This is a genomic window from Aureimonas sp. AU40 (assembly GCF_001463785.1).
Taxonomy (GTDB): domain Bacteria; phylum Pseudomonadota; class Alphaproteobacteria; order Rhizobiales; family Rhizobiaceae; genus Aureimonas.
The window spans coordinates 1-12517 of sequence record NZ_BBWL01000055.1 but is presented as its reverse complement, the minus strand read 5'-3'; the positions used below and the strand labels follow the sequence as shown (position 1 = coordinate 12517).

The 12517-nt window shown below is 69.8% G+C and carries 10 protein-coding genes; all 10 read right to left on the bottom strand.

Features of this window, described 5'->3' with window-relative positions:
• Positions 1-266: 266 nt before the first annotated feature.
• Positions 267-986 (bottom strand): 5-oxoprolinase subunit PxpA, encoded by a 720-nt coding sequence (gene pxpA, locus AUL32_RS22350; RefSeq protein ID WP_062120176.1) that lies wholly within the window; start codon positions 984-986, stop codon positions 267-269.
• Positions 987-1015: 29 nt separating this feature from the next.
• Positions 1016-3361: a xanthine dehydrogenase family protein molybdopterin-binding subunit gene (locus tag AUL32_RS22345; protein ID WP_062120173.1), complete on the bottom strand. Its 2346-nt coding sequence runs from the start codon at positions 3359-3361 to the stop codon at positions 1016-1018.
• Positions 3354-3842, bottom strand: coding sequence for a (2Fe-2S)-binding protein (locus AUL32_RS22340; protein ID WP_062120170.1), 489 nt, complete (start codon positions 3840-3842; stop codon positions 3354-3356). The genes AUL32_RS22345 and AUL32_RS22340 overlap by 8 nt, the downstream gene beginning before the upstream one ends.
• The gene (locus tag AUL32_RS22335; protein ID WP_062120167.1) at positions 3839-4672 is read right to left on the bottom strand and encodes an FAD binding domain-containing protein; all 834 of its coding nucleotides are present in this window, start codon (positions 4670-4672) and stop codon (positions 3839-3841) included. Before AUL32_RS22335 ends, AUL32_RS22340 begins: the two co-directional genes overlap by 4 nt.
• A 149-nt stretch (positions 4673-4821) precedes the next feature.
• Positions 4822-5835, bottom strand: a complete 1014-nt coding sequence (locus AUL32_RS22330) for an ABC transporter permease (protein WP_062120164.1) — start codon at positions 5833-5835, stop codon at positions 4822-4824.
• Complete coding sequence (locus AUL32_RS22325; protein WP_062120161.1) at positions 5828-6823, bottom strand: ABC transporter permease; 996 nt, start codon at positions 6821-6823, stop codon at positions 5828-5830. The genes AUL32_RS22330 and AUL32_RS22325 overlap by 8 nt, the downstream gene beginning before the upstream one ends.
• Positions 6820-8361: a sugar ABC transporter ATP-binding protein gene (locus tag AUL32_RS22320; protein ID WP_062120158.1), complete on the bottom strand. Its 1542-nt coding sequence runs from the start codon at positions 8359-8361 to the stop codon at positions 6820-6822. Before AUL32_RS22320 ends, AUL32_RS22325 begins: the two co-directional genes overlap by 4 nt.
• 22 nt (positions 8362-8383) lie before the next feature.
• The gene (torT, locus tag AUL32_RS22315) at positions 8384-9457 is read right to left on the bottom strand and encodes a TMAO reductase system periplasmic protein TorT (RefSeq protein ID WP_062120155.1); all 1074 of its coding nucleotides are present in this window, start codon (positions 9455-9457) and stop codon (positions 8384-8386) included.
• 72 nt (positions 9458-9529) lie between these two features.
• Entirely contained in the window at positions 9530-11491 is a 1962-nt protein-coding gene (locus tag AUL32_RS22310) for a hydantoinase B/oxoprolinase family protein (protein ID WP_062120151.1), read from the bottom strand.
• 5 nt (positions 11492-11496) lie between these two features.
• Positions 11497-12517 (bottom strand): hydantoinase/oxoprolinase family protein (locus AUL32_RS22305; protein ID WP_192847507.1); only part of this gene is annotated, 1021 nt, incomplete at its 5' end.

Sequence of the window (12517 nt, the reverse complement as noted above, 5' to 3'; positions counted from 1 at the left end):
CCCCGGTCGTCGTAGACGCGAATGCCCTCGCCCCGCGCCATGACCAGCGGGCCGTTGGTCTCGTGCGCGCGCAGGTTGGTGTTCGGGTGCAGCGTGTGGGCGATGTCGGCTGCGGCCAGCGAGTTGGAAAGCGTGTCCATGATTGTCACCGGGTTTCGAGGCAAGGAATGGAGGTTGACGCCTTGCGGAACGGCGTCGTCTGGAAGGGCGCGGACGGGAACGGCAGCCGATCGGACCATTGGGGCCGAACCCGTTCTCTCGATTTCTCATGCATGCGCATCGATCACCTCCCGCAGGACGGCGGCCACGGCGCGGGCGTTGGGCGGATCGGAATGCATGCAGACGGTCTCGAAACGGACCGGCCGCAGGGTTCCGTCCGAGGTTTCGAGCTGCCCCTCCGCAAGGGCCCGGCGCATCCGCTTCTCGACGAGAGCGAGATCGATCTCGCTCTGAACCCGAGGAATCAGAAGCCCGCCATCCGGCCCATAGGCGAGGTCGGGAAAGAACTCGCCCTCGAAGGCGACGCCGACTTCCGCCGCCGCCGTCTCGTGCGCGGTTCCCGCCAGGCCGAAGAGCGGCACGCCGAAGGGCTGGACGGCGCGTGCGATGGCGCGTGCGGTCTCGATGTCGCGCGCGGCCATGCCGTAGATGATCCCGTGCGGCTTCACATGCGACAGCGTCCCGCCTTCGGCGGCCAGAATGCCGGTGAGCGCTCCGATCTGGTACAGGAAGGCGGCGGTGAGCTCCTCGGGCTGGAGCTTCATCTCGCGCCGGCCGAAGCCCTCGCGGTCGGGCAACGACGGATGGGCGCCGACGCGCTTGCCGAGCGAGAGCGCGAGGCGAACCGTCCGCAGCATGGTCATCGGGTCGGACGCGTGAAAGCCGCAGGCGATGTTGGCGCAGTCGATCCGGGGCATGATCCCCTCGTCGTCGCCGAAGCGCCAGTTGCCGTAGCTTTCGCCCATGTCGCAGTTCAGGGTGACCATGTCGGGCAGGCTCTTTCCGTGATGGCTTCTCAAGCCAGGATGTTGTCCGAGAAGTCGGCGGCGATGTGGTTCAGCTCCGGCGTCGGCTCACGATCGTGGAGAAGGCGAAGCACGCGCGGCGGCGTCAGCGGCAGCCGGTGGACGGGCTTGCCGATCGCGCGCGCGACCGCGCAGGCGATCGCCGCTCCAACGCCGAGGATCGGCACCTCGCCCGCGCCTTTCGTGCCGAGCGGCCCGATCGAGGGCGCGCCCTCGAAGAGATCGACGGCGACCGGCACGGCGTCGCCCGCCAGCGGCACGCGATAGGTCTCGAAACCGTCCTGCGCGATGCGACCGTCCTTGGTGATCGTCACCTCCTCGTGCAGCGCGTAGCCGAGCCCCTGCACGACGCCGCCCTGGATCTGGCCGAGAATGGCGCGCGGGTTGAGCGCGCGGCCGACATCCTGCACCACGCGATAGGCCAGCACCTCGACATGGCCGGTATCGGGGTCCACCGCGACCTCGGCCTCGTGCACCACGAAGACGGGAATATCGAGCGCGTCGATGAAATGGCCCATGGCGCAGCCGGACATGGCCGGCGTTCCCGCCGCCGTGAACGCGCCCGAGCCGCTGATCGGGCCGGTGGTCCAGTGCGCGTGCTGAACGACGGCCGCGATCGTGGTGCCGGAGCCCGGCCGCCCGCCGATCTCGACGCGGCCCTTGGTGAGGACGAGATCCTCCGGCCGCGTCTGAAGCATCTCGGCCGCGCTCTTCAGGAGCTTCTCGCGCACCTCGACGCAAGCCGAGACGCTGGCGGCGCCGATCGAGACCGTGGTGCGCCCGCCGCCGACGCCGACATCGAGGCCGGCCGCGTCCGTGTCGGCTTCGCGCACCACCACGCTCGCGGGATCGAGGCCGAGTTCGCCCGCCACGATCTGCGGCAGGGCCTGGACCATGGTGCCCGATCCGATCTCGACGCCGGAGGTGACGAGCACCGCGCCGCCATCGGCATTCAGATGCACCGTGGCGGCCGAGGGGCCGGTGAAGACGAACCAGGTGCCGACGACCGTCGCCATGCCGTAGAGACGGCCGTCTGCCCCGGCCTCCATCGTGCCCGTCCTGGTGCGCAGCGCCTCCATCCGGTCGATCATGGGGGCGAGGACGTCGCTTTCGAAGCGCTGGCCGGTGGCGCCGAGATCGCCGTCGCCCGCCACGTTGCGCTTGCGGAAGGCGAGCGGGTCCAGCCCGAGCGCGTCGCAGATCTCGTCGGTGTGCCGCTCCAGGGCGAACGTGTTGTAGACGCCGTTGCAGGCGCGGAAGGCGCCGTTGGGCGGGGTGTTGGTGTAGACCGCGCGGCTGACGAGACGCATGGCGCCGACGCGGTAGTTGCCGCCGAGCGTGTGCGCCGTCATCGTGGTCAGGAACACCTGTTCGCCGCCATAGGCGCCGCAGTCCATCAGCACCACGGCCTCGCGACCGACGATCTCGCCGTCCGCCGTCACCGCCGAGCGGATCACGATCTCGGCGTTTTCGCGGCACAGGCACGTCGCCATCTCCTCCTGCCGCGAATTCTCAAGGACGACGCTGCGCCCGCTCATCCTCGCCAGAAGCGCCGTGATCGGCTCGATGGTCGCGTCGAACTTCAGCCCGAAGCCGCCGCCGACGGGGGGAACGGTGACACGCACCTGACCGGGCGCGAGGCCCAGCGCCCGGCCGGTGACGCCGCGCACCGTCCAGGGCACCTGCGTCGAGGTCTGGATATGGGCGCGCCCGTCCTCCCAGGCGCCGATCGCCACGCGCGGCTCGAAGGGAACGTGGCTCTGCCGCCCCACCACGAAGCGGCTTTCGACCACCCTCACGTCGTCCCGCGCGAAGGCCGCCTCGACATCGCCCCGGCTGGTGCGAGCCTCCCAGGCGACGTTGCCCGAGCGTGCCGCGCCTTCCGTCAGCACGTCGTAGGCGCGCCAGTGCTCGTGGACGAGCGGCGCGCCGGGGGCCAGGGCCTCGGCCATGGTCAGGACCGGGACAAGCGGCTCGATCTCGAGGACGATCGCCCTCACCGCCGCGCGGGCCGCCTCCGGCGTTTCGGCGGCAACGGCGGCGATCGGCTCGCCGTGGTAGCGGATCGCATCGACGGCCAGAAGCGGATGATCGGCGATGCCGATGCCATAGAGGCCCGGCGCGTCGCGCCCCGTGGCGACGGCGCGCACCCCGGGCATCGCCAGAGCGGCCGACACGTCGAGCCGGACGATCCGGCCCGCCGGCACTTCGGCACGCAGCAGGGCTGCGTGGAGCGTGTCCGGCCGCACGCGGTCGATCGTGTATTTCGTGCGCCCGCGCAGCTTGTCGCCCGCGTCGCGTCGCGGCAGGTTCATGACGGCGGCAGGGTCAGACATCGCCCGACTCCCTGGCTGAGGCGCGCTCCGCTGCGAGGCCGGCGAGCACCGCGTCGACGATGCGCTCGTAGCCGGTGCAGCGGCAGATGTTCCCGGTCATCGCCGTCTTGACCTCGGCGCGGCTCTCCGGCGGCCGGTCGCGGAAGGCGGCCGACAGGCTCATGACCATGCCGGGGAAGCACATGCCGCACTGGACGACGTCGGCGGCCTCGAAGGCGAGCTGAAGGGGATGGGGCGCGCCCGGCGGGGCGAGTCCTTCGATCGTGAGGACGCGTCTCCCCGCCACGCTGGCGATCGGCAGGAGGCAGGACATGCGGGCTTCGCCGTCCACATGGACGGTGCAGGCGCCGCAGAAGCCCTCCCGGCACACGGCCTTGGTGCCCGTCAGGAAGCGCTCGCGGCGCAGGATATCGACCAGCGGGGTCAAGGGGTCGCCGGCAAAGCCGCAAGGCTCGCCGTTCAGCTCGAAACGCACGCTCATGCCCTCGCCTCCAGATCTTCCATCGCACGCTTCACCAGCGCGGGCAGGACCGCGACGCGATACCAGCCGTCGGCCTCCACCCCGTCGCGCCCCTCGAAATCCATATGCGCCAAGGCCAGGCGGGCGGCCTCGTCGGGGGATATCGGCCGCGTGCCGATCGCCGCTTCCAGCGCCGTCCAGCGGCGGGCGACGGGTTCCACCGATCCGACCGCGACGCGAAGGGCGCCGCTCGGCAGACGCGCCAGCGAGACGATCGCCACCGGATAGTCGCCTGCCTTTCGCAGCGGCAGGCGCGCATGGGCGCTGGCGACCGCCTCGCGCGGCAGGTGGACGCGAACGAGAATGGCGCTTCGAAGGCGCGCGCGCCGTTCCGCGAGAAAGGCGCCGAGAGGCATGCGGTCGCTGCCGCTTCGGCTGGCGAGTTCCACCTCGGCGCCCTGGACCAGCAGCGCCGGCGCGAGGTCGGCGGCCGGAAAATCGGAAGCCGCGAGATTGCCGCCCAGCGTCGCGGCGTGGCGGATGGCGGGGTTGGCCGCGCTCGAGGCGGCCGTCACGATGCCCTGCAAGCCGGCGAGACCCTTCAGGGCGTTCGCCACGGCGACATGGGTCAGGCCGGCGCCGAGGGTGACGCCCGTGTCTGTCACCACCACCTCGGACAAAGCGGGAATCCGATCGAGAAGCACCACCGAGGCGGGCAAGGGTTCGCCGCGTCGCTCGGCCCGCATCATCCAGGTTCCGCCGGCCAGGACGCTCGCCCCTCCCGCCAGCGCCTCGATCGCGACGTCCAGACTTTCGGCGAAGACGACATGCCGCTGCGGCTTGTCCAACATGGCTCAGCCCTTCCCGCCTGCTTCGATGTCGATGCGGTTCCGACTTTGCCCCGGTCGCACCGCCTTTGTGAAATACGACTTCCTTGAATGGCTTATCGGAAAAACCGAAAACGCCTGCCGGATCGACGGCCCGTCCGCGAAGGGCCGGGTCAGCGCCCCGACAGGCGCGCCCGATCCAGCACCACGCCGAGGATCACGATCGCCCCAAGCACCACCATCTGCACGTAGCCGTCGATGCGCGCGAGGTTCATGCCGTTCGACAGGATGGTGACGAAGAGCGCGCCGAGCACCGCCGTGCCGACGCCGCCGCGCCCGCCGGCAAGGCTGGTGCCGCCGACCACGGCCGCCGCGATCGCCTGGAGCGAGAGCGAGCCGCCGAGATTGGGCTCGCCGGAGCCCGTGCGCGCCGTCATCATCAGGGCGCCCAGCGCGGCAAGCCCCGAGCACAGGAGATAGGCGAGGGCGAGAACGCGCCTCACCGGCAGGCCGGCGACGCCGGCCGCGCGCGGATTGGTGCCGACGAGATAGAGCGAGCGGCCGAACACGGTGCGCGTCAGGACGAGATGCAGAAGGACGGCGGCGAGGACGGCGATCGCGATCGCGGCCGGCACGCCGAACACGCCGCCGCGATAAAGGAGGTCGGAGAACAGATCCGGCACGCCCTGGACCGGCCGGCCGCCCGAGATCGTGGTCGCGACGCCGATGGCGATGTTGTAGGAGCCCAGCGTCGCCACGAAGGGGCTGACGCCCAGAAGCGCCACGACGACGCCGTTGAAGGCACCGACGGCCAGACCGATCGCGAGCCCCGCGAGAAGGCCGAGGAAGAGAACGGCGACCGGCGACAGGCCGGCACCCCCGGCCGCCGCCAGCGCCATGGCCGAGGCGACCGAGACCACCGAGACCGTGGGTCCCAGCGACAGGTCGAAGCCGCGCGTCAGGATCACCACCGTCTGCGCCATGGCGAAGAGCGCGAGATAGCTCGTCTGCTGGGCGACGTTGAGAAGGTTGGCGGGGCTGAGCACCCGCGCGTCCACCGCCGAGAAGCCGAGGAGCAGGAGAACGAGGGCGATCGGCAGGGCCCATCGCCAGAGCCGCTGGCGGACGGTCGGGGCGTCCGATGCGGGAAGCGCGGCGAGGGCGGGCGAGTTCGTGGCGTCAGACACGCGGCTTTCTCCGTCTTCCCAGTTCCTCGATCGCCACCGCCGCGACCATGATGGCGCCCAGGAACACCGGCTGGAGGCGGGCATCGACATGGAGGAGGTTGAGCGCGTTGCCGAGCGTCGTCAGGAACAGGGCGGACAGGGCGACGATCTCGACCCGGCCGACGCCGCCCCGCAGCGACACGCCGCCGATCACGGCCGCCGCGATCGACTGGAGCATCATCCGGTCGCCGCCGAAGCTCGCCTGTCCGGAGCCGACGAGGGCGGTGTAGAGAATGCCCGCACCCGCCGCGAAGACGCCCGACAGGACATAGGTGCCGACGACATGGCGCCCGATCGAGACGCCCGACACGACGGCCGCATCGGCATTGCCGCCGATGGCGTGGACATAGCGCCCGAAGAGCGTGCTCCTCTGCACGAAGACCATGACGAGGACCAGGGCGAGCGCGATGGTGACGGCGTAGGGCAGGCCGAAGGCCTGGCCCCGGCCGAAGCCCTTCACGAAACTGTCGGGCATGCCGTAGACCGGGATGCCGCTGGTGATCATCAATCCGACGCCTGCGGCCGCCGACATGGTGCCGAGCGTGACAACGAAGCCCGACACTTTGAGGCGCGAGACGCAGAACCCGTTGACGAGGCCGACCGCGAGGCCCGAGCCGAGGCCCGCCGCCACGCCGACCGCGACGATCAGCGCATCGTTGCCGGGAAAGACGCCCCCCGCCCAGCCCATGACCTTGGCGGTGACGACGCTTGCCAGCGCCACAACGGCGCCGACCGACAGGTCGAAGCCGCCGGCCATGATGACGATGGCTTGGCCGAGCGCCACGATCGTCAGGAAGGACGCGTTGCGCAGGATGTTGAGGACGTTGGCCGGCCCATAGAATTGCGGCGAGACCAGCGACATGACGACGACGAGCAGCAGGAGCGCGATCGGCAGCATGCCGACGCGCAGCGACAGGCCGCGCGGGCGGTGGGCGGCGAGCGCGCTCATGCGGCCGCTCCCGCGCGCTCGTCGCGGAAGAAGCTCGCGAGGACGTTGGTCTCGGTCTTCTCCGTGCCCGTCAGCTCGGCGGCGATCCGCCCGTGGTGCATGACGTAGAGGCGATTGGACAGGGCCAGCACCTCCGGCAGCTCGGAGGAGACCACCACCACGGCGGCGCCCCCTTCCACCAGACGCTTCATGAAGTCGTAGACCTCGAGCTTGGCGCCGACGTCGATGCCGACGCTCGGCTCGTCGAACAGGAAGACCGTAAGGTCGCGCGTCAGCGCGCGGCCGAGCATGACCTTCTGCCGGTTGCCGCCCGACAGGTTGCCGACCGCGCGCTCGATGTTGGGCGGGCGCAGTTTCAGCCGCTCCATGATCGGGGCGACGAGGGCGCGCTCGGCCTTGGCCTTGAGGATGCCGGCGCGCGCGAAGCGGGGCAGGTCCAGCGCCGTCATGGACGCGTTCTCGCGGATCGGCCGAGACAGGGCGAGGCCCTCCGTGACGCGGTTGGCCGGGAAGTAGGCGGCGCCCCGGCGCAGGGTCTCGCGCGGCGAGGGGGCCTCGTAGGGCGTGCCGTGGAGGCGGATGCGCCCGCCCGCGATCGGCTCCAGCCCGTAGACCGCGCGCACCAGCTCGGACTTGCCGCAGCCGACGAGACCGGCGATGCCGGTGATCTCACCGGCGCGGGCATGGAAGTTCACGCCCGCGACCGTCCCGTCCTCGGTCGACAGGTTCTCGACGTCGAGCGCGACGGGGCCGGGGGTGTGGGTGATCTGCGGAAACAGGACGTCGATGCGCCGGCCCGTCATCAGCTCGACCAGCTCGCCATCGGTCGCCGTGGCGGCGTCGAGGGTGCGGATGTGACGCCCGTCGCGCAGCACCGTGACGCGGTCGGCGAGCGCGCGGATCTCGCGCATGCGGTGCGAGACGTAGATGATGCCGACGCCTTCGCGCTTCAGGCGCGCGATCAGCTCGAAAAGCCGCCCCGTCTCGCGCTCGGTGAGCGAGGCGGTGGGCTCGTCGAGGATCAGGAGGCGGACCTTGCCGAGGAGGGCTTTCGCGATCTCGGTCATCTGCTGGTGGGCGCGCGACAGGTCGTCGACCCGGGCGCCCGGATCGAGATCGAAGCCGAGCTCGGCGATCAGTTCGCGCGCGCGCCGGCGCATGGCGCCCGCCCGGAGGACGCCGCCGACCGAGGCCTCGCGGCCGAGAAAGAGGTTCTCCTCGACCGTCAGGCTCGGCACCAGCGAGAATTCCTGAAACACCGGGCTGATGCCGATCTGGCGCGCCCGGTGCGGCGACAGGCGGCCGATCTCCTCGGCCCCGAAACGGAAGGAGCCGGCGTCGGGCGCAAAGGTGCCGGAGATGACGTTGATCAGCGTTGATTTGCCGGCCCCGTTCTCGCCGAAAAGGACATGGAGTTCGCCCGCGCGCACGTCGAGATCGACGCCGTCGAGGGCGAGGACGCCCGTGAAGCGCTTGGTGATGCCGGCGAGGCGGAGCAGCGGCTCCGTTTCTCCGGCCTGCCCGTGGGGATGCTCCATGCCGCTCTCCATGCCGCGCAGACTACTTGGCCTTGACCGAGTAGACTGGGGTCCAGTCGGCGGGCGCCAGGACGAGATCCATCTTGACGTTCGGCACGGTCGTCTTGTCGATCACGGCCGCTTCGGGCTGAACGAGCTTGACCACCGGCTTCTTCTCGATGAGGCGGATCGCCTGGTCGATGCCGATCGCCCCTTCGCCCACGGGATACTGGGTGGCGAAGGCGAGGATGTCGCCGCGGTTGAGCGCGTCGAGCATCGCCTGGTTCTCGTAGGAGGAGATGATCTTCATGTCGCTGCGGCCGGCCTCGGCCACCGCGCCGACCGCCGCCTCGGCCGTCGGTGCCGTGCCCCAGATGACGTTCATGTCGGGATAGGTCTGGAGCGCGTCCTGGATCAGCTGAAGCTGGACCGCGACGCCGCTATCGCCGAACTTCTCGTCGAGGATCTTGACGTTCGCGTTGCCGGAAACCTCCTTCTTGAAACCCTCGTTGAAGCTTTCCGCCCAGCCCGAGCCGGCGGGGCCGGGAAAGGTGACGACGTTGGCGGTCTCGCCGGACCCGAGGCTGGCGAGCAGGCCCTTGGCGGTCACGCCCCCCATGGCCGCGAAGTCGACGAAGTTGGCGGCCGGCAGCTTCTCGATCGGCACCGGGTTGACGACGCCGACCACCGGCACGCCCTTGGCCTTGGCCTCGTCGAACTTCTGCGCGAGGCCGGCGCCCGAGATGGCGCCGACGATGATGGCGTCCGCCCCGCTCGCCAGGCAGTCGTCGAACTGGGAGAGCTGGCGCGGCAGGTTCTCGTAGCCGCCGGCCTCGTAGAGCGTCATGTTGACGTTGGCGGCTTCGGCCTGTTTCACGACGCCATAGGCGACCGCGACCCAGAAACTGTCCTTCATGTGCGGAAACAGGACACAGAGATTGTAGGGCTTCTCGGCCTTGCCCACCGGCGTGTATTCGGCCGGGGTCGGCGTGCCGGAGGAGGAATCGAAGATCTTCATCGGGAACCAGCTCTCCTCAGCCGAGGCGGGAAGAGCCGCTGCAAGGGACAGGCAGGTCGCGAAGCCGAGGGCGCGCGTCAGAGCATTGATAGACGTCATGGCATCGATCCTTGGGCTTGGGAGGGAAGGGGGAGCGGGGCGTACCGGCCCCGCGCGTTTGGGCAGGTCTCGTCAGGCGGCCGCCCATTTGGCGACCGAGCGGCGCTCGAAGCTCTCGCGGAACTGGCGGGTGGATTCGGGCAGAAGCTCGCCCGTGCCCCAATGGAGGATCACGGCATGGCGGCGGATCACGTCGAGCATGTCGATCTCGCCGGCCCGGAACCGCTCGGCCACCGCTTCGGGATCGGTGCGGGCCCAGCCGGTGCGCTCGCTCGCGATCTCGGCGCGCAGCGCCCGCGTCGCCGCCTCGTCGACCTCGTACTCGCAGAGCTCGGCGTCGATCGTCCTGATCACGACGCCATAGTCCTTGGCGGCGCGCTCCACCGAGACGTAGTCGTCGGCGACATCCTCGAGAACATGGGCCGGGCCGCGCTTCAACGGATCGCCGAAGCCGCCGCCGCCGCCCGTCGGGCGCCAGAAATGGTCGCCCTCCTTCAGCGCGACGTCGGAGAAGATCGTGCCGAGGCGCACCGTCTCGTCCGTGCCGACGCGCTTCAGCGTCAGCCCGTGCGGGCTCGAGGGCAGGCCCCCTTCGATGCCCCAGACGATCGCCCGCTCGCGGTCGCAGATATAGGAAATCACGGTCTCCTCCGACTGGAGCATGCGCGAGCCCTTGAGGACGCCGACGCCCCCGCGCCACTCGCCAGGGCCGCCGGAATCGCGCTGCATCTCGCACTCGGTCATCAGGATCGGCGTCGTGCGCTCCTGGCCCTCGATGGGCTGGGCCATCATGCCGGTGCCGAAGCACGAGGTCGTGGCGTTGGCGCCGTCCTTGCCGTTGCGCCCGCCCCAGCCGCCGGGCAGCCAGTCGTAGAACATGAAGATCGGCTTGTCGGAGGAGCGGGCGTCGCGCCCGCCGGTGAGGAGGTATTCGAGGTTGAAGGTGCAGGCGAGCGCGCGCTCGGGCATGAGCTCCGACCACATCTCGTAGATCGAGTTCATGATCTTCTCGAAGGGCATCAGGAAGCCCGTCACCGCGACGGGCCACTTGGCGTCCACGATCGAGCCTTCCGGCACGGTCAGCTCGAAGGCGCGGTAGAAGCCGGAATTCAGCGGCAGGTCGGGAAAGAAGGTCTTCATGCCCGCCGCGACCGCCGAGAAGGTCGCGCCGAAGGCCGAGTTGTAGATCGAGGCGATGGTGGGGTGGCTGCCGGTGAAGTCGTAATAGGCCTTGTCGCCCCGGATCGTCATCTTGATGCGGATCGGGATCATGCCCTCGCCGCCCGCCGGGTCGCGGTCGATATAGTCCACCGTTTCCCAAGTGCCGTCGGGAAGCGCCGCGATGCGCTGGCGCACGGCGCGCTCGACATAGTCCTGCACTTCGGCAAGGCCGGTCTTCACCGTGTCGCGACCGTATTTCTCGACGAGGCGCAAAATCTCGCGGGCGCAGACGGCCGTCCCCTCGGCCTGCGCCTGGATGTCGCCGAGGATCGAGGCGGGATCGCGCGTGTTGGAGGCGATCATGTTGGCCACATCGCGCCGGAACACGCCCTTGTCGTAGAGCCGCACCGGCGTGATGCGCAGGCCCTCGCGGAACATGTCGCGCGCCGTCACGTCGAAGGAGCCGGGCACCGAGCCGCCCATATCCGACCAGTGGCCGTTGGACTGGGCGAAGGCGATGATCTCGCCGTTCGAGAAGATCGGCCGGATCAGGCGCACGTCGGAGAAATGCGTGCCACCGGCATAGGGGTCGTTGATGGCGAAGACGTCGCCGTCGTGCATGTCGCCCTCGAAGGCGCGCATCACGTCCTTGCATGTGAAATGCAGGGTGCCGACGTGGACGGCGATGTCCTGGTTGCCCTGCGCTGCGCATTCGCCGTCGGCGTCGTGCAGCGCGGAGGAGAAGTCGTGGTTGTAGATCACGAAGGAATAGCAGGTCCGCAGCACCTGCTCGCCCATCTGGTCGACGCTGGTGATGAAGGAATTCTTGAGGACCTCGAAGGTCACGGGGTCGAGCGTCTGTTCGCTGGCCATCTCGTTCAGCCCTTCACGCGGATGATGATGTTCAGATATTTGTCGACCTCGGCGAGCGAGCCGGGCGGCACGACCACGGTGGAGTCGACCTGGCCGACGATCGCCGGCCCCCGGAAGGAGAAGCCGCAGGGCAGGTCGTCGCGGCTGTAGACCGGCGTGTCGTGGGGCGCGTTGTCGAACCAGACCGTGCGGCGCGAAACGGGATCGGGGGTCACACCCGTCGGCTCGTGGACGGCGAGTTCGGCCTTGGGCACCACGCCGATCGCCTTGACGTTGACGCGGAAGAAGGAGACCGGCGCGTCGTCGCGGCGGAAATTGTATTCGCGCTGGTGCTCGCGGTGGAAATCGGCGACCAGCGCCTCGATCGAGGTGATCGGGCTCGGCACCGAGACGGCGAGCGAGCGCCACTGGCCGCGATACATCATGTCGATTGAGCGCTGGAGCACGATATCGCTTGTCGCCACGCCCTCGTGCGTCAGCCGGTCCAGCGCCTCGCGCTCGATGCGGGCGAAGCGAGCCTCGATATCGGCGGGCTCGGCCTCCGTGCCCTCCACCATGCAGTTCTCGGAGAAGTCGTGCTGCATGTCGACGAGGAGACAGCCGAGCGCCGAGGTGACGCCGGGATTGGGCGGCACGATCACGGCGGGAATGGCGAGTTCGCGCGCGACATCGACGCCATGCAGCGCGCCGGCCCCGCCGAAGGCGACGAGGGCGAAGTCGCGGGGGTCGTAGCCGCGGCTGATCGAGATCAGGCGCACGGCGTCCGACATGTTGGCGTTGGCCACGCGCAGAATCGCGTCGGACGCCGCCTCGGCCGAGAGGCCGAAGGGCTTGCCGACGCCCTCTTCCACGGCTTGGCGGGCGAGCGAGGCGTCGAGCTGCACCTTGCCGCCGGCAAGGCTGGTGCCGAGGCGCCCGAGCGTGACGTTGGCATCGGTGTTGGTCGGCTGGCGGTTGCCGTTGCCGTAGCAGGCGGGGCCGGGAAAGGCGCCTGCCGACTGCGGGCCGTTGCGTAAGCTTCCCGCC